This window comes from Algibacter sp. L3A6, from assembly GCF_009796825.1.
Taxonomy (GTDB): domain Bacteria; phylum Bacteroidota; class Bacteroidia; order Flavobacteriales; family Flavobacteriaceae; genus Algibacter.
Window position 1 is genome coordinate 1,158,072 of the sequence record NZ_CP047030.1, and the last position, 18,216, is coordinate 1,176,287.

Sequence of the window (18,216 nt, forward strand, 5' to 3'; positions counted from 1 at the left end):
TTTACTTATAAAACTGACTTTTGTCATATTTTACGAGTGAGCTTAGTATTATTTTTGATAAATCCTAATTAAGATAAATTTATCCTAATTAAAAATTAAATAAAATCACTAAAAAAATAATACTAATGAGACCATCCAACCTTTTATTAAGCTTAACTTTTCTAAGCACCCTACTATTAACGTCTTGTTTTAAATCGAAAGAACAGGAGTATGAAAATACCGCAGACATACCTGTAAGCAGAGAAATGATTGCGGAGTTAACATCTCCGCCAAACGTACCAACTCCAGTTGGCCGACGTAAAGCAAAAAAACTGATTGTAAAAATGGAGATCCTTGAAAAAGAAGGAGAAATGACAGATGGTGTAAAATACATGTACTGGACATTTGGTGGTACCGTACCAGGCAGTTTTATTAGGACTCGTGTTGATGACGAGGTAGAATTTCATTTACAAAACCACCCAGACAACAAATTACCACACAATATAGATATGCACGCCGTAACTGGCCCTGGTGGTGGAGCAGAATCTTCTTTTGTAGCACCTGGCCATGAAAAAACTTTCAGCTTTAAAACATTAAACCCTGGCTTATACGTTTACCATTGTGCTACAGCTCCTGTAGGAATGCACATTGCCAATGGTATGTATGGCTTAATTTTAGTAGAACCAGAAGGCGGTTTACCTCCTGTAGATAAAGAATATTACATTATGCAAGGTGATTTTTACACCAAAGGCGCTAATGGTGAACGTGGCTTACAACCTTTTGATATGCAAAAAGCTGTTGACGAAAAAGCCGATTATGTTGTTTTTAACGGAAAAGTTGGCGCTCTTACTGGCGACAATGCATTAACAGCTAAAGTAGGCGAAACCGTGAGACTCTTTGTTGGTAATGGTGGGCCAGGATTAGTATCTTCCTTTCATGTTATTGGTGAAATATTCGATAGAGTACATGTAGAAGGCGGAGACCTTATTAACGAAAACGTACAAACCACATTAATTCCTGCCGGTGGAGCTGCCATGATGGAGTTTAAAGTTGAAGTACCTGGTACATTTATTTTAGTAGACCACTCTATTTTTAGAGCCTTTAATAAAGGAGCCTTAGGAATGCTTAAGGTTGAAGGAGAGAAAAACAAAACACTTTATTCTGGCGAAATACGCGATGATATTTACTTACCAGAAGGTCCCGGAATACAAAACATGCCAACAACAGATGAAATTATAGCTTCGGAAATTCCTGCAAAATCGTTTGAAGAACAAATGGAATTTGGAAAACAAGCCTATATGCAAACTTGTTTTGCTTGTCACCAAGGTGAAGGCCAAGGTATTCCACATGCCTTTCCTCCATTAGCAAAATCCGATTATTTAAATGCAGATGTAGATCGTGCTATTGGTATTGTTCTTCATGGTAAAACCGGCGAAATTACGGTTAATGGCGAAACTTATAATAGTGTTATGACAAGACAAATGCTATCTTCAGATGAAATAGCAAACGTACTAACCTATGTATACAACAGCTGGGGTAACTCTAAAAAAGTAGTTACAAAAGAAATGGTAGACAAAGTAAAAAACAGTAAATAATTAATATTATGAAAAACCTAACCTTTAGATTCTTGTTTGTTTTGTTGGTTGTCCAAACATTGGCGCATAGCCAATCTAAAGGTATGGTTTTTATAGAAGGTAGCCGATATATTCCTTTATATGGTAGAGATTCTACGGTTGTAGAGGTTAAAGATTTTGAAATAGACATCTACCCCGTTACCAATGCAGACTTTATTATTTTTTTAAAAGAAAATCCGAAATGGCAAAAATCTAATATTCTAAAACTATTTTCGGATAAAAGCTATTTGGCAAACTGGAATTCTAATTTAGAATTAAAACCCACGGAAAATTTAAACAGTCCAGCAACCTATATATCATGGTATGCCGCTAAAGCCTATTGCGAATGCCAAGGCAAGCGCTTGCCCACCGTAGACGAATGGGAATATGCAGCCATGGCAGACAAAACCACAAGAGATGCACGCGTTAAACCATCGTTTAATAAAAAAATACTGGCTTGGTATGAAGCGCCGCACTCTAATGAAGACACTATCGGGTTACATCCAAAAAATGTTTGGGGTGTTTACGATTTACACGGTTTGGTTTGGGAATGGACACTCGATTTCAACTCTGTTTTAATTACAGGCGAATCGCGAAAAGATGTTGATAAAGATTCTAATTTATTTTGTGGAAGTGCCTCTTTAAATGCTACTGATTTAATGAACTATGCTGCATTTATGCGTTACGCTATACGCGGAAGTTTAAAAGCAAAATACTCTATGAAAAACCTAGGCTTCCGTTGTGTGAAACCTATTAAAAATTAATTATTATGAAAGCATTAAAATTCATCCTTATACTATTTACTTCAGGGTTGTTACTACAAAGCTGTAAGTCTGATAAAAATACTGAAATCTCTCAAGTTTTTAAATGCCCAATGGCCTGCGAAGGTGATAAAACATATAACACATCAGGGAATTGCGCCGTTTGCAAAATGGATTTAGTAGCCATTAATGAAACTGCTAAAACTATAAAAGACGACGATAACATTTCCGAAGAATCGATATTTAACCTAACCTCAAAATGGCAAACCGAAGAAAACAAAACCATTGAACTTAAAGAACTAAAAGGAAAAACTTTAGTGATGGTAATGATTTACACCTCGTGCAAAGCAGCATGCCCAAGATTAGTTGCCGATATGCGAAACATTGAAGCACAGCTTCCACCCGAGAAAATTAAAGATATTCAGTTTGTTTTAATAAGTATCGATCCATTAACCGATACACCAAAACGTTTAAAATCTTTCGCTATTGAAAATATTATGGATGGTGAACAGTGGATGTTTTTGCAAGGCACAGAAAGCAGCGTTCGCGAATTTGCCAATGTAATTTCTATGAAATACAAACAAATTTCTCCTATCGACTTCTCGCACTCTAATATTATAAGTGTATTTAATCCGGCTGGTGAATTAATACATCAACAAGAAGGTTTGGGCGTTGATAATAAAGAAACTATTGAAACCATACTAAAAACAGTGCATTAATAGGTGTATTACATTGCTGTTTACAACTAAAACAAAACCTTTTATTATTGTTTTTTTCGAATTAAATTAAACAGTATTAAAGCGATCCCAAAAGGCAATAAAATACTGAAATAAAACAATAATTGGTAATAATTTGGTAGCAACCCGCTTCCTGTAAAAAACTTATATCCCTGAATAAGCAACATTAACTCCGTTAAAACAAAACCTCCTAAAAAGCTATATATCCCGAGATAAGCAGTTTTAGAATAAGAGAGTAAATTGTTTTTCAGAATGAAGGCAAACAAAAACCCAGAAACCACACCAAGCATTAATAAATGGATAAAACCAATTACAAAATTGCGATGTCCATAAACCGCATTGGCAAATTCTGGAAAAATAGAAGATGCTTGACAAATGGTTTTTAAAACAAAACACAGCACAGCAAAACGATATAAATTTACCACCAGAAAACCATCTCCATTAATCACTTTATTCATTTTAAACTTAATAAGCTTTACAAATAAAACGAGGAGAACTAACTGTAACACAACACCAACACTATTTACCCAAAGGAATACTACATACGGCGCAAACCATTGAATAGGTAGCGCAAACGTAAGCACAGTTGAGGTAACTAAAACCCAATAAAAAGCTTTAAACAACTTAGAGTTTTCAATTTTTAAAAGCTGAAAAAACACAGCTAATACAGCAATTAAAAACCAACCATTAAATTGAAAATGTAAAAAAAATTGAATTGCTATTTGATAAAACGCAGAAGCTTGCCCCAACATAGAAACAGCAGGTCCTAAACACCAAACCCCAATGGTAGAGGTTACCATAAACACGAGCGCTGTTTTTAATAAACGGCTAGTAACTGGCGATTCCGTTTTATGATGTTTCCAAACTAAGTAAGCAAAATAATAACTACAAAAAATATGCAAGGTTGAAAATGAAATTGAAACCACAGCATAACCTTGAAACGGAAAACTTAAAACCATACCCAAAACAGCAAACTGAGTAACCCAAAATAACTTGTTGTATACTGGCTTTTTTTCAGGAATAAAATAATGTACAATACAAACATAAAGCATTAAATACACCCAACCCAACATAGCAACGTGAGAGTGCGCATGGGTTAAAAACCTATAATTTAAACCTATAGAATCTAAAAAGGAATAACGTAAAGCTAAACCCAATAAGGCTGCAATTAAGAAATTAAATAAACAAATTACTACTAACTTTTTAGGCATTATTATGGTTTCTGGCACACTAAATATAGTAAACCTTTTTATGGTAAATAAATATAAAACTAATTGTGCAACACGAGTATAGGTTTTGGTAATTTAGAAATATTGATTTTAGTATTTCCTTTTGAAAACAAATGCTCTAAAAAGCCTTCATGCCTTACAAACAAAGCCATAAAATCTACAGTATTTGTTTGCAGATAACTTAATACAGCATAATCTATAGGTACCATGTTTACAACATTATATTTACAATTTAATATAGATAAGCTAGATCTATCTTGTTTTACTATGTCTAGATTTTCTTTATTCGGCATAAGCCTTAAAACATTGAGATGTAATTGATAGGTTTCCATAAACTCTAACAAATCGGTAAATTGATTTCCGTCTATAACATCTCTAGGCCCAACAGATAAAAGCAACTCCTTAATAGGTCTAAACCTGTAACCTTCTGGAATAGCCAATATTTTACAATCCACTTTTCTGATCACATTAATGGTATTACTACCTAATAAAATTTCTTTGGCCCCAGTAGCACCATTGGTTCCCATAACAACAAAGTCTATATTTCTGCTTACTACAGCCTGATTAATAGCATCAATAAATACATCAAAATCAATATGAATTTCAAATTGATAATCGAAGTTTTTATAGGTATTCTCTAATTCTGCCTTTAGCACATAAAGTTTCCCTTTAGGCTCTCGCGTAATAGATTGATAAATACTTTCACCAGGAAAACGCATTAAATCATCGGAAGTGAAACTCCCCATTTTATGCACATTCATGAGATGAAATTTACATTTTTGATTCTTAAAAAAATGCATGGCGTAATGTATGGCGTTTATGGAATTAGCCGAAAAATCCGAAAGTAAGAGTATATTTTTCATAATGTTGCCGATTAGTTCTTCAATTTATTAAAAAAAACTCGAAAAAACATGACCAAAATCACATAAACACCATGTAAACAAACAGTTATATACATAAACATTAAAAAAACCAATACTTTATAGACAAGCAAAAACCCTAGAATATTATAAAATTAATACAGTAGGGTTTTTAAATCCAAACAATGATTGCACGTCACTTTTAAACAAAGCGCTTCTCTAATTTTATCGCCTCTGGAAATAAAATATTATTTTCTAAATGTATGTGTAAATGCAAATCTTTCTCAAATTCATTGAGCATAGCATAGGTTACTTTATAGGTATTACAAGCATCTGCTGGCGGGTTGTAATTATCTGTAAGTTCAGCTATTTGTCTAAAACGTTCACCTTCATTATCATGTTCACTCATCATCATAGCTATTGGGTTTTCAACAGTACCAAAATGTGGTGCTTGCACAGCGCTATCATCTAAAGTCGCCTTCACCATTTTTTTTATAAAAGGAAAAAGTACAAGTTCTTCTTTTTTAAGATGAGCTGATAATTCTCCAGCCGAGGCTGTAAACAATTCGTTCACTTTAAAAAGTTCGGGATGGCGTTCTCCATGCACTCTACAAAGCTTATCTAAAAACTGGCGCAGCACCGGTATTTTCTCTTCCACATATCTATGGTGTGTTTTTTCAATATATTCTGCTAGTAAATCTAATGGCCAAGATTTATAATCTATAGATTGCCCTGTAGTTGTACTTAGTACAGACTCCAATTCTTCTAACAACATATTACTATCTATCCCCTTTTTTTCGCAAGCAGCTTCCACAGATCGATTACCATTACAGCAAAAATCTATTTTATACTTAGAAAAAACAGCAGCAGTTCTAAAATCTTCTGCTACAAACTGCCCGATGTGTTTTTGTGCGTCTTTATGTAGTGTTTCCATAATTGTTTTATTTCGGATAAATTTATCCTATTTATATTCAAATTTTTTTTATGTCTTCAAAAATGCAGAGCCCGATTTAATATTAAGCGCTAACTCCTCTAAAGTAGTGTTTTCCAACATATTCTGAAGCTCATCTCTAACAACTTTAAATTTATCGTGTGCCGGACATGGGTGATTTTCATCACATTTTTCTAAACCTAAACCACAGCCCATATAAATACTATCACCATCGATTGCTTTTACAATTTGGGCTAATTTAACTTTACTAATTCTATCTTTTTGTATTTCAAAACCACCGTAAGCCCCTTTAACAGAACTCACAATATCATTACGTACTAAAGATTGTAATATTTTTGCAGTAAATGCCTGAGGCGAATTAATTTTCTCGGCTATTTCTTTGGGACTAACACGCTTGTCTTCATAGGATTTTGTAGCAATAAAAATTGCTGCTTTAATTCCGTACTCACAAGCTTTAGAAAACATAATACTTATTTTATAATACAAATATATGAAGATATTTTTAAATAGGATAAAAACATCTTTATTAAATTTTAAGAATATTTATTTCTAAACCAAACCTTCTGCCACTCGCGTTTCAAAATTAAAAACATAACTTCTTCCGATAGTTTTAAAACATCATCTCCATTCAAAGCTTTTACATCTTTTTCGGGAACATCTATAATATAAAGTAGATTTAAATACTCGTTAAATTTTTCCTGAATAAGCTTGTACACCGTTTCATGAAGTAACAACTTCAAGCTAGACGGTAAAACTTCTTCATGAAAATCTAAATCTACATTGGCCAACAAAAAATCTTTGTTAAGCTGTAAAATCAGTTTTTCATATAAATTTAAAGCATTTGCTTCTTCAATTAAATGATCAAAACTAGTGGGTAACTGCATCATGTAAATTTACACTTCCGTGGAAAAAATAAAAACTTAAACCGTACGGTTCATTAAATTACTACCAAACGTTTTAAGTATGGCTTTTTTAGGCTCTGGAATATTTAAAGATTCCAACACTGCAAAGGCTTTTTCAGTATAAGCTAGTATTGCTTTTTTAGTAGCTTCGGCCGATCCTGAATTTACAAAATATTGTTTTGCTGTTTCTATCTTAGCTGTAACATCTTCTGGATTAGAAGCAAATAACTGACTTAAAGCCTTGCTATCTTCCTCATTAGAAAACTCTAAAGCTTTTAAATATAAATAGGTTTTTTTATTCTCAATAATATCACCACCAACTTGCTTTCCAAAGGTTTTTGGATCACCAAAAGCATCTAAATAATCGTCTTGTAATTGAAACGCAATACCTAAATAACGCCCAAAACTATAAATATTATCCTGATCTTCTTTTGAAGCTTTCGCTACAATGGCTCCCATTTTCATGGCAGCAGCAACCAAAACCGCGGTTTTGTATTCAATCATTTTCAAATACTCAGGGACACTAACATCTGTTCTAGTTTCAAAATCAACATCATATTGCTGACCCTCACAAACCTCTAAAGCCGTTTTACTAAACAACTTAGCAAGTTCTAAAAAAACCGGAGCCTCGTAATTTTCAAAAAGTTGGTATGCCATAATAAGCATAGCATCTCCCGAAAGTATAGCTGTATTTATATCCCACTTTTCGTGCACCGTTTCATGTCCTCTACGCAAAGGTGCATCGTCCATAATATCATCATGAACTAAAGAGAAGTTATGGAACACCTCAATACTTAAAGCGGCATTTAAAGCATCTTTATAATCGTCTCCAAAAATATCGGCAGCCATTAAAGTTAAAACTGGCCTTAATCTTTTGCCGCCTAACTCCAAAATATATTGAATTGGCGCGTAAAGATTTTCAGGCTCTTTTACAGTAGAATACGTTTCTAAATATTCTATAAACTCGTGTTGGTATTTTTCTATTGAAAGCATCGCGCAAAAATAAAGGAATTGAACATATTAAAAACCCTGAAAGTAAATTTAATATTAAAAAATGATTAAAACTCAGGAAACTATTTTTGTTTTTAAAGTTTCCTGTTGTACATTTGCCACGAATTATGAGAGAAAAAATAGTACATAAAGCCACCGATTTGTTTTTAAACCTAGGGTTTAAAAGTGTTACAATGGACGATATTGCTCACGAAATGGGCATATCTAAAAAAACCATTTACGTGCATTTCGCCAATAAAACCAAGTTAGTAGAAGCGGTTTCGTTTTCTGTTTTCGATGTTATTTGCAATGGCATAGACAACATTTGCTGCAATTCGATAAACCCTATTGAGGAATTGTATGATATAAAAATGTTTGTAATGAATCATTTAGAAAGCGAAAAATCGTCTCCTCAATTTCAGCTTAAAAAATATTATCCTCAAATTTATGCAACGCTGCATTTAAAACAATTTGAAAAAATGCACGATTCCGTTAGTGATAGCCTTCAAAAAGGTATTGACACCGGCCTATTTCGTGCCAATATAGATATCAACTTTATTTCTAGAATGTATTTTAATGGAATGACGGGTATTAAAGATGGCACCATTTTTCCAACAGATTTATTCTCTATGGATTACTTAATGGAAAGTTACTTAGAATACCACTTAAGAGCCATTGTTACCGAAAAAGGATTTGAAACTTTAAATAAATTTATAACAAAAACTCAATCATAAAATGAAAAACAAACTAATTATATTTTTTAGTTTATTAGTTTCTATAACGGCTATTTCGCAAGAAGAAACCAATAGTTTCTCTTTAGATGCTGCTATAGATTTTGCGCTTGAAAATAACAGAACGGCAAAAAATGCTTCTAGAGATATAGATGCCGCTAAAGAACAAAAATGGGAAACTACTGCAGCAGGTTTACCACAAATTAATGCAGCTGTAGACTACCAAAACAGTATAAAGCAGCAACTACAAGTTGTTGAAGCCTCTGCCTTTGGTGGCCCAGAAGGCGAATACACAGCACTTGCCTTAGGTCTTGAACAAAGTTTAATTGGTTCTGCAACGTTAAGTCAGTTACTTTTTGATGGTTCTTATATTGTTGGTTTACAATCGGCCAAAGTATATTTAGAAATATCTAAAAATGCTAAAACTAAAACAGATTTAGAAGTTAAAAAAGCAGTCGTTAATGCTTATGGTAACGTATTGCTAACAGAAGAAAGTGTTGCTATTTTAGAACGTAACAAAACTGCGCTTCAAAAAAACCTAGATGAAATTACCAAAATTTACGAAAATGGTTTAGAAGAAGAAGAAAGTGTAGAGCAATTAAAAATAACATTATCGAGTATTAAGAGTACACTTAACAATAGTATTAGACTTAAGAAAGTAGCTTACCAAATGCTTAACATCACTTTAGGTTTAGATATTGATAATAATACAATACTTACCGACAACCTAGAAACGTTAACGGCTCAAAACATCGATTTAGAGTTAATTGATAATCCATTTAGTGTAGAAAACACCATAGATTATAAAATTGCCGAAAACGATAAAACATCTAAGGAGTTATTATTAAAATTAGAGAAATACAAAAACCTACCTACAATTAGCGCTTTTTTAAGTGGTGGTTATACTGCTTACAGCCCGGAATTTACGTTTTTAGACAGTGATCAAAAATACTATGGTTATGCTATTTTTGGAGCTAAATTAAGTGTTCCTATTTTCACTTCTGGAGCAACAAAATCTAAAATACAACGTGCTAAAATCAACTTAGAAAAAGCTGAAGATGATTTAACAGAAACCGAGCAACAATTAAAACTTCAAATCGCATCGGCTAAAAGTGATTATCAATTTGCTATCGAAGAATATTCAAATAAAAAGGAAAACTTAAACCTTGCCGAGCGTATTGAAACTAAAAACCAAACTAAGTTTTTTGAAGGTATTGCTTCTAGTTTCGATTTAAGACAAGCACAAACGCAACTTTACTCGGCACAACAAGAGTTTTTACAAGCCATGCTTAATGTTATAAACAACAAAGTGGCTTTAGAAACTATATCTAATCAAATAAACTAATTCATCATCAAAATAAAATTTACTAAAATCAACAATACAATGAAACATATATATTCACTCTTAGCCATAGCGTTAGTTCTTTCTTCTTGTGGTAGCGAAAAAAAGCAATCTGTAGAAGATGTTATTGCAACCAATAATTTGGAATTAATTCATCAAAAGAAAGCCGAATTAGAAACTATCGAGCAAGAACTTGCAGGACAATTAAAACTTTTAGAAATAAAAATTAAGGAAATAGATCCTTTAGAAAAAATTCCTTTAATTACTACTTTTGAAGCTAAACACTCCGTATTTCAACACTATGTAGAATTACAAGGTAACGTAGACACAAAACAAAACATTGTTATTTACCCAGAATATTCGGGCGTTTTATCTAATGTATATGTTAAAGAAGGGCAACGTGTAACCAAAGGACAATCGCTTGCTAAAATTGACGATGGTGGATTAAATCAACAATTAGCTCAATTAAAAATTCAAACCGCTTTAGCAAAAACAACCTTTGAACGTCAACAACGTTTATGGAACCAAAAAATAGGTAGCGAAATTCAATACCTACAAGCCAAAGCTAATTTTGATGCACAGGAACAAGCCGTTGGACAACTACAACAACAATTAAGTAAAACTATAGTTAGAGCTCCTTTTTCAGGAACTATCGACGATGTTATTACAGAGCAAGGTAGTGTAGTTTCTCCAGGACAATCGCAACTTTTCCGTATTGTAAACCTTCAAGATATGTACATTGAAACTGATGTACCTGAGCGTTACATTACTGAATTAGCACCAGGGAAAGATGTAAAAGTAGACTTCCCTATTCTTAACAAACAAATAGACGCTAAAGTGCGTCAGGCAGGAAACTTTATCAACCCATCAAACCGTACGTTTAAAGTTGAAATAGCTATCGATAATAAAGATAGAACTATTAAACCCAACCTAACGGCGAAGCTTAAAATTAACGATTACACTAACGATAACGCTATACTTATTCCGCAAAGTATTATTTCAGAAAATGCAGAAGGCAAACAATATGTTTACGCTATTAGTGATAAAGCTGATAACCAAGCTAAAGCAAAACGTGTTTTTATTGAAACAGGAAAAACGCAAGGCGATTATATAGAAATTCTTTCTGGACTAGAAAACGGAAGCGAAATTATAAACGAAGGTGCCAGAAGTGTAAAAGATGGACAAAGTGTAAAGATTTTAAACGTTGAATAAAATCATTCTAAATTCTAGACCAATAATACTAACGTCTAAAGATTAAATACTGATGACTAAAAAGAAGAAAGAAGTACTAAAAGAATTTCGCTTAGCGTCTTGGGCCATAGACAATAAAACAACGATGTATGTTTTAATTGCGCTCATACTTTTTCTTGGAACAGGTTCTTACTTTAGCATGCCTAGAGAGAACTTTCCGGAAATTAAAGAAACTAAAATTTATATTAGTTCTATTTATCCTGGGAATACTGCCGAGGATATTGAAAAACTAATAACCGACCCAATTGAGGATAAATTAAAAACCTTAAGTAATGTTGTTGAAATCACCTCAACATCGCAAGAAGATTACTCTATTGTAGTTGTAGAGTTCGATGAAAAAATCACTGTTGAAGCTGCCAAACAAAAGGTTAAAGATGAAATAGATTCGGAATCTTCGGGGGAAGATTGGCCAACATTTAACGGAGCCAAGGTAGAACCTAATGTTTTCGATTTAAGTATGTCGGAAGAAATACCGATTCTAAACATTAATATCTCTGGCGATTATCCTGTAGATAGACTTAAGGAATTTGGAGAATATCTTGAAGATGAAATTGAAAACCTTCAAGAAATTAAACAAGTTGATATTCGTGGTGCTCAAGAAAAAGAAGTTGAAGTTGCTGTAGACATCTACCAAATGATGGCTGCTCAAGTAAGTTTCGATGATATTCTAAATGCCATCGGAAGAGAAAACATGACTATGTCTGCCGGGAATTTAATTTCTAGTGGACAACGACGTACCATTCGAATTTTAGGTGAAATTGAAGACCCGAAAGAACTAGAAGGCTTTGTTGTAAAATCTGAAATGAACAACCCTATTTACTTGAAAGACGTTGCTAAAGTCAGTTTTAAAGACGAAGACAAAACTACTTACGCTAGAGAATTTGGACACCAAGTGGTTATGCTAGACGTTAAAAAACGTGCTGGTAAAAACATGGTAGCAGCCGCCGAACAAATAGAAGTTATTGTTAGCGATGCTATAAAAAATGTTTTTCCACCAGACCTTAAAGTCACTATTGCCAACGATCAATCTTCTAAAACCATTGGACAAGTAGACGATTTAGTAAACAATATTATTTTTGGTATCATACTAGTTGTTACCGTTTTAATGTTCTTTTTAGGATTTAAAAACGCACTTTTTGTTGGTTTCGCCATCCCGATGTCTATGTTTATGTCTTTAATGATATTAGACTTATTGGGCTACACCATGAACACCATGATTCTTTTCGGACTTATTATGGGGCTTGGTATGCTGGTAGATAACGGTATTGTGGTAGTAGAAAACGTATATCGCCTTATGAGTGAAGAAGGCATGAGTCGTGTTGAAGCTGCTAAAAAAGGGATTGGCGAAATTGCTTATCCTATCATTATATCTACCGCAACTACGGTTGCCGCCTTTATACCTTTAGGTTTATGGCCTGGTGTTATGGGGCAGTTTATGAAGTACTTCCCGATTACGCTTTCGGTAGTTTTAGGATCTTCATTATTTGTGGCTATCTTTTTCAACTCTGTTTTAGTATCTAAATACATGACAGTTGAGGATAAAAATATGCCTTTAAAACAAATTATAAGAATTTCAGTAATATTTGGGATCATCGGGCTTTTAATCATGTTCTTAGGTGGTACTTATAATGCCTTAGGAACACTAATGGTATCTGTTGTTGTTCTACTTTGGATTTACCGTTTATTCCTTAGAAATTGGTCTAATAGCTTTCAAAATAAAGTATTACCTGTTTGGGAGAGAGCTTACGAGAAATCGCTACGCTACGCCTTGAGTGGCAGAAAGCCAATACTTATTACCGTTGTTACATTTATCTTGTTAATTGTAGCCTTTATGGGCTTTGGCGCATCGGTAGGAAGCCAACGTACTAAAGTAGAGTTTTTTCCAGACAATAAACCAAATCAAATTATTGTTTATATCGAATACCCTGAAGGTACAGATATTAAAAAAACCAATGCCATTACAAAAGAAATCGAAGGTCGTGTTTATAAAATCTTAAACGACGATATGTACATGAATGATGATTTCAACTTTTTAACAGAAAGTGCTGTGTCTCAAGTTGGTGAAGGCGCTGGAAATCCGCAAACCGATGGTGGTTCTGCTGCAGAAATGCCACACCGTGCTAAAATTACCGCGAGTATGCGCGAGTACAAATTTAGAGAAGGTGCAGATAGCCAAGAGCTTCTTAAAAAGGTGCAAGCCGATTTAAAAGATGTTTATCCTGGTATTGCTATTTCTGTCGAAAAAGATGCCAACGGACCGCCTGCAGGTTACCCTATTAATGTTGAATTAGAAGGAAATGATTATAGCGAACTTATTGCTACGGCAGAAAGCATGCGCGATTTTATAAACTCTAAAAACGTACAAGGTATAGATGAATTAAAGATTGATGTAAACAAGTCTAAACCATCCATGCAAGTTATTGTAGACCGAAAAAAGGCTGGAGAACTAGGCGTCTCTACAGGGCAAGTTGGTCAACAATTGCGTAATGCAATCTTCGGATCTAAAGCTGGTATTTACAAAGAAGATGGTGAAGATTACGATATTTATGTGCGTTTCAATAAAGAAGATCGTTATAATACTAGTGCTATTTTCAATCAGAAAATGACATTTAGAGACATGGCTTCTGGACAAGTTAAAGAGATTCCGGTTTCTGCAGTTGCCAAACAAAGTAATACCTCTGGTTTTAGTGCTATAAAACATAAAGATGTAAAACGTGTTGTAACACTTTACTCTGCATTGGCTCCTGGTTATACGGATGCAGCTGCTATTGTTTCTAAAATACAGAATGAAATGAAAAGCTTTACACAAAAGCCTTCTGACGTTTCTATAGATTATACCGGACAAATTGAAGAACAAAACAAACAAATGGCCTTTTTAATGGGCGCCTTTTTTACAGGTTTGGGTTTAATTTTCTTCATATTAATATTCCAATTTAACTCGGTGTCGAAACCAGGAATTATTATGCTAGCCATCTTTTTAAGTTTAATTGGTGTGTTTGGTGGCATAGTACTTACCGGGAGTTCTTTCGTTATCATGATGACCATGATGGGAATTATTTCACTTGCCGGAATTGTAGTAAACAACGGTGTGGTACTATTAGATTACACCCAACTTTTAATAGATAGAAAGAAGGCTATACATAACCTAGAAGAAGATCAGTATTTACAAACAGCCGAACTTCTAGAAGCTATTATTACAGGAGGAAAAGCGCGTTTACGTCCAGTATTATTAACAGCTATAACAACAATTCTAGGGTTAGTACCGTTAGCTATTGGATTAAACATTAACTTTTTTACCTTATTTAGTGAATTCAACCCTCATATTTATATGGGTGGAGATAACGTTATTTTCTGGGGACCATTAGCATGGACCGTAATTTATGGTTTATTTATTGCAACCTTTTTAACGCTAATAGTTGTACCTATTTTATTTTACTTAGTAACAAGATCTAAAATGAAAATATACAGCAACCGTGTTGTTGCATTAAAACCAATTGATGATAAAGAAGTTTTTAAAACGAATAAAAGAATAGAAGAATAATTTAATTGTGTGACTAACTCGATTAATAGCGAAAACCCAGACTTTCTTAATTGAAGCGTCTGGGTTTTTAGTTTTTAAGAAGAATTAAACAAAGCATTCCGCTATATAGAACAGATTCATACAAAAGGAAACGTGTGCGACTCCTCCTAGTATCGGCATGACTTGAATACATGTAATTACCTCTCCTCATTTTAGAGTAAGAAGAAATCGCATAATGATAGTTTGATAAACTAAAAAAGCCTCGTAAATCGATTGATTTACGAGGCTTTTAAGATTAATAAATACTTTCTTCTTATTTTAAAATAAATGTTAATCTACCAAAAACATAACGTCCGTTAAAACCAAATTGAGAGGTTCTACGTGAAAATATAAATTGATCTCCGTATTGAGAACCTTCAAAAGGAACTTCATCTGGATAAACATCTAATAAGTTATTAGCTCCTGCTGTCAGTTTTAAGTTATCAGAAAAACTATAAGTTAAAGATAAATCTGTAATAATTTTTTCTCCGTAAGTAACTGGTGTGGTTGAACCTCTAAAATCAGGATCATTTACTGAACCAAAATATACGTTACGTAACATAAAATTCCAATCACCATTAGAGTAGTTATTCGTTAAATTCACCTTAGCTCTTGGCATTGCATCTTCAATATAACCTTTAAGTGTTTCATCTAAAATTTCTGTTCCAAGAATAGATTTAACATTCTTCACTTCTGTTTTAGAAAACGTTCCAGATAATATATTATTTAAAGTTCCATTAGTACCAATACTTGTTTTATGATCTATTACAATATCTAACCCTCTAGACTCTGTATCAAAACCATTAGTAAAAAATTTAGCAGCACCCGCAGCGGCAGCATCAAAAATATCTTGTTGCTCCGTTGTAGACGGCGTATAACTTCTTGTTATACCGACTCTATCATCAACATTAACCATATATCCATCAATAGTTATTTTTAAACCAGCGCTCGGTATTTTAGCAGTAAACCCTAAACTAGCGTTAAAAGAAGTTTCTTCTTCCAGTTCTGGAATCGACAACAAATCGGCTAATCTACTATTGTTTGCAAAAGTTCCTTGCTCAATTGGAATACCTGCAACAAATTGCGTTGCGGTAGCATTAAAATAAATTTGATGTAAATCTGGAGCTCTAAAACCCGTACTTATTGCACCACGTATAGCACTATTCTCCGTTAATTTATATCTACCAGATAGTTTCCAGTTAAAGGTTTTACCAAAATCATTAAAATTCTCGTAACGTAATGCAGCACTTAATAAAAAAGCTTCAGTTAAATCTGCCTCTAAATCAACATAAGCCGCAAAACTATTTCTGTTTTGATCCACTTCATTTTCTGGTCTATATCCAGGAAAAACTTGAGCTCCACCAGGAACACCTTCACCAAAATAACTCGTTACAATATTACTCGCATCTGTGTAATTTGTAACAATTTCTCCGTTTGTATCGTATTTTGAATAAGAAGCCTCTTCGCCTGCAATTAATTGATAATTTTCAAGCCTATATTCAGCACCAAAAGCAACATTTAAACCTTCAAAAGTATCTTCATAAAAATTTGACAAATCGAAGTTTGTTGTGTTTTGCGCAAATGAAAACCCACCAGCTTCAAATTCTGTTGGAGAAGAAGCACCTAAAGTTGCATTAACCGTATTTTTAATAGTAAAATCGAAACTATTCACACCGTAAGTATTAGAGAAATCTATATCCCAATCACCTATTTTACCTTTAATACCAGCAGCTATAGATTTATCTATAACACGAGAAGCTATATGCGGTAAAAACCCATTTGCAAAAGCTTCAGTATTAGCTCTACCATCTGTATAAGCTGGTCTTCTATAAAAACCTGCCGCAGAACCATCTCTAAAACTCATACCTCCAAAAGAGTAAATAGCAGAACCATTATCGTCTAAAGGTATTTCCATGTTCATCATAAACTGTCCACTTCTTAATTTAGACTGCCCTACTTTCATTCTAAAATCATCACGAGTTAAACCACGTTGTGCTAATTCATAATCAGAAATAGGTGAAGAATTTGATGTGTCACCCACAAAAGTTGCAGAATCTGAATTAATAATATCTAAAAAAGAATCGCCTGCCGCAACACCATTATCATAAACAGTTTGTAATGTTGGATCTAAACCGGCAACATAATTAGCTAAATCACTTGGATCCATAGCAAAAGCATTATCGTAACCTAAAGTTCTTGTAGCAACATCAAACATTGTATAAATAGGTTGTCCCATTGAATCACTTCTGTTAGTTGCACCTCTTGTACTTAAAGACCCAGTAAAGTTAATATAACCACCATTGTCTCCTAGATCTACACCATAGTTAGCATCAATTTGAAATTTTTCACCATCAGTACCTCCTTCATTATACTGATTAGAGTGCTTACTCATATTTGCACCCGAATTCACGTTTAAAGTCAGCTCGTTTGTTGCTTTTTTAAGAACAAGGTTAATTACACCAGCAATAGCATCAGAACCATATTGGGCAGCTGCACCATCTCTTAAAACCTCTATTCTTTCTATTGAAGCCGTAGGAATCGAATTCATATCTGTACCAACTGTACCTGTACCAACTGTACCATTTACATTTACTAATGAAGATTTATGTCTTCTTTTACCATTAATTAAAACCAAAACTTGATCTGGTCCTAAACCTCTTAAAGAGGCCGGATCAACGTGGTCTGTACCGTCTGAAACCGTTTGAGTTGTTGATGTAAATGAAGGCGCAACATAATTTAAAATCTCAGTAATAGTTGTTTGCGGTCCTGATGTAGCAATTTGCGACATATCAATAACATCTACTGGCACAGGTGTATCAATAGATGTTCTAGATTTATTTCTAGATCCTATTAATACAACCTCGTTTAAGGCAACACCAGATTGCATGGTAACATTCATAACCATACCTGTAACGGTTTTGTCTTGCGTTTCATAACCTACGTACGAAAACACTAAAACATCACCTGTTTTTGCTTTTACACTATACTTTCCGTCAAAATCTGTGGTTGTACCCGTAGACGTACCTTTTACAATTACAGAAACCCCTGGTAAGGCTCCAGAGTCGTCTTTTACAGTTCCTGAAATTTCTTGGGCTAATGCCCCTCCTGATAGACCTATACAAAATAGAAACATCAGACATTTTAAATGTAGAATTTTACTCATAGTTATAATTTATTTGAATTAGTTCTAGCTAAGGTATGCATATTATCTTGTAATTTAAACACTTACCGATAAAACATCACTTACAAAACAGCTTTTTAACAGTAAAAACCTACAAATAAAAAAAATGTTTTTGAGTCATTATTTTCT

14 protein-coding genes are annotated in these 18,216 nt (G+C 33.7%); 7 read left to right on the plus strand and 7 right to left on the minus strand.

Features of this window, described 5'->3' with window-relative positions; translation table 11 throughout:
* Positions 1–125: 125 nt before the first annotated feature.
* From nirK to GQR98_RS04885, 3 genes are read left to right on the plus strand one after another with little or no spacing between them, the layout of a single operon-like run.
* Complete coding sequence (nirK, locus tag GQR98_RS04875) at positions 126–1,574, plus strand: copper-containing nitrite reductase (protein ID WP_159018528.1); 1,449 nt, start codon at positions 126–128, stop codon at positions 1,572–1,574.
* Between the two features lie 8 nt (positions 1,575–1,582).
* Positions 1,583–2,356 (plus strand): formylglycine-generating enzyme family protein, encoded by a 774-nt coding sequence (locus GQR98_RS04880; RefSeq protein ID WP_159018529.1) that lies wholly within the window; start codon positions 1,583–1,585, stop codon positions 2,354–2,356.
* A 5-nt stretch (positions 2,357–2,361) separates the two neighbouring features.
* Positions 2,362–3,072, plus strand: a complete 711-nt coding sequence (locus GQR98_RS04885; RefSeq protein WP_159018530.1) for an SCO family protein — start codon at positions 2,362–2,364, stop codon at positions 3,070–3,072.
* 44 nt (positions 3,073–3,116) lie between these two features.
* Here the strand turns inward: GQR98_RS04885 and GQR98_RS04890 are convergent, their stop codons facing one another.
* The 6 genes from GQR98_RS04890 to GQR98_RS04915 all read right to left on the minus strand — a co-directional run bounded on the left by GQR98_RS04890 (position 3,117) and on the right by GQR98_RS04915 (position 8,026).
* The gene (locus GQR98_RS04890) at positions 3,117–4,301 is read right to left on the minus strand and encodes a hypothetical protein (protein ID WP_159018531.1); all 1,185 of its coding nucleotides are present in this window, start codon (positions 4,299–4,301) and stop codon (positions 3,117–3,119) included.
* Positions 4,302–4,360: 59 nt separating this feature from the next.
* On the minus strand, positions 4,361–5,182 hold the full coding sequence (locus GQR98_RS04895) for a universal stress protein (RefSeq protein WP_159018532.1): 822 nt from the start codon (positions 5,180–5,182) through the stop codon (positions 4,361–4,363).
* Positions 5,183–5,381: 199 nt separating this feature from the next.
* On the minus strand, positions 5,382–6,113 hold the full coding sequence (gene ric, locus GQR98_RS04900; protein WP_159018533.1) for an iron-sulfur cluster repair di-iron protein: 732 nt from the start codon (positions 6,111–6,113) through the stop codon (positions 5,382–5,384).
* Positions 6,114–6,161: 48 nt separating this feature from the next.
* On the minus strand, positions 6,162–6,596 hold the full coding sequence (locus GQR98_RS04905; RefSeq protein ID WP_159018534.1) for an RrF2 family transcriptional regulator: 435 nt from the start codon (positions 6,594–6,596) through the stop codon (positions 6,162–6,164).
* A gap of 68 nt (positions 6,597–6,664) precedes the next feature.
* The gene (locus tag GQR98_RS04910) at positions 6,665–7,015 is read right to left on the minus strand and encodes a hypothetical protein (protein WP_159021084.1); all 351 of its coding nucleotides are present in this window, start codon (positions 7,013–7,015) and stop codon (positions 6,665–6,667) included.
* Positions 7,016–7,051: 36 nt separating this feature from the next.
* Entirely contained in the window at positions 7,052–8,026 is a 975-nt protein-coding gene (locus GQR98_RS04915; protein ID WP_159018535.1) for a polyprenyl synthetase family protein, read from the minus strand.
* A gap of 125 nt (positions 8,027–8,151) precedes the next feature.
* On the opposite strand from GQR98_RS04915, the gene GQR98_RS04920 reads away from it, so the two are divergent.
* From GQR98_RS04920 to GQR98_RS04935, 4 genes are read left to right on the plus strand one after another with little or no spacing between them, the layout of a single operon-like run.
* Positions 8,152–8,757 carry a TetR/AcrR family transcriptional regulator gene (locus GQR98_RS04920; RefSeq protein WP_042496500.1) on the plus strand — a complete coding sequence of 202 codons (606 nt, stop codon included), beginning with the start codon at positions 8,152–8,154 and terminating at the stop codon, positions 8,755–8,757.
* A 1-nt stretch (position 8,758) separates the two neighbouring features.
* Positions 8,759–10,099, plus strand: coding sequence for a TolC family protein (locus GQR98_RS04925; protein ID WP_159018536.1), 1,341 nt, complete (start codon positions 8,759–8,761; stop codon positions 10,097–10,099).
* A gap of 39 nt (positions 10,100–10,138) precedes the next feature.
* Complete coding sequence (locus GQR98_RS04930) at positions 10,139–11,308, plus strand: efflux RND transporter periplasmic adaptor subunit (protein ID WP_159018537.1); 1,170 nt, start codon at positions 10,139–10,141, stop codon at positions 11,306–11,308.
* Positions 11,309–11,360: 52 nt separating this feature from the next.
* Complete coding sequence (locus tag GQR98_RS04935; RefSeq protein ID WP_159018538.1) at positions 11,361–14,888, plus strand: efflux RND transporter permease subunit; 3,528 nt, start codon at positions 11,361–11,363, stop codon at positions 14,886–14,888.
* A 292-nt stretch (positions 14,889–15,180) separates the two neighbouring features.
* On the opposite strand, the gene GQR98_RS04940 is transcribed toward GQR98_RS04935, so the two are convergent.
* Positions 15,181–18,069 (minus strand): TonB-dependent receptor, encoded by a 2,889-nt coding sequence (locus GQR98_RS04940; protein ID WP_159018539.1) that lies wholly within the window; start codon positions 18,067–18,069, stop codon positions 15,181–15,183.
* Positions 18,070–18,216: the final 147 nt, after the last annotated feature.

What these genes read in the sequence shown, in the direction of transcription:
- GQR98_RS04880 (WP_159018529.1), top strand. Translation starts at nt 1,583, where the DNA reads ATGAAAAACCTAACCTTTAGATTCTTGTTTGTTTTGTTGGTTGTCCAA.
- GQR98_RS04885 (WP_159018530.1), top strand. Translation starts at nt 2,362, where the DNA reads ATGAAAGCATTAAAATTCATCCTTATACTATTTACTTCAGGGTTGTTA.
- GQR98_RS04905 (WP_159018534.1), bottom strand. Translation starts at nt 6,596, where the DNA reads ATGTTTTCTAAAGCTTGTGAGTACGGAATTAAAGCAGCAATTTTTATT.
- ric (WP_159018533.1), bottom strand. Translation starts at nt 6,113, where the DNA reads ATGGAAACACTACATAAAGACGCACAAAAACACATCGGGCAGTTTGTA.
- GQR98_RS04910 (WP_159021084.1), bottom strand. Translation starts at nt 7,015, where the DNA reads ATGCAGTTACCCACTAGTTTTGATCATTTAATTGAAGAAGCAAATGCT.
- GQR98_RS04895 (WP_159018532.1), bottom strand. Translation starts at nt 5,182, where the DNA reads ATGAAAAATATACTCTTACTTTCGGATTTTTCGGCTAATTCCATAAAC.
- nirK (WP_159018528.1), top strand. Translation starts at nt 126, where the DNA reads ATGAGACCATCCAACCTTTTATTAAGCTTAACTTTTCTAAGCACCCTA.
- GQR98_RS04935 (WP_159018538.1), top strand. Translation starts at nt 11,361, where the DNA reads ATGACTAAAAAGAAGAAAGAAGTACTAAAAGAATTTCGCTTAGCGTCT.
- GQR98_RS04890 (WP_159018531.1), bottom strand. Translation starts at nt 4,301, where the DNA reads ATGCCTAAAAAGTTAGTAGTAATTTGTTTATTTAATTTCTTAATTGCA.
- GQR98_RS04915 (WP_159018535.1), bottom strand. Translation starts at nt 8,026, where the DNA reads ATGCTTTCAATAGAAAAATACCAACACGAGTTTATAGAATATTTAGAA.
- GQR98_RS04920 (WP_042496500.1), top strand. Translation starts at nt 8,152, where the DNA reads ATGAGAGAAAAAATAGTACATAAAGCCACCGATTTGTTTTTAAACCTA.
- GQR98_RS04940 (WP_159018539.1), bottom strand. Translation starts at nt 18,069, where the DNA reads ATGAGTAAAATTCTACATTTAAAATGTCTGATGTTTCTATTTTGTATA.
- GQR98_RS04930 (WP_159018537.1), top strand. Translation starts at nt 10,139, where the DNA reads ATGAAACATATATATTCACTCTTAGCCATAGCGTTAGTTCTTTCTTCT.
- GQR98_RS04925 (WP_159018536.1), top strand. Translation starts at nt 8,759, where the DNA reads ATGAAAAACAAACTAATTATATTTTTTAGTTTATTAGTTTCTATAACG.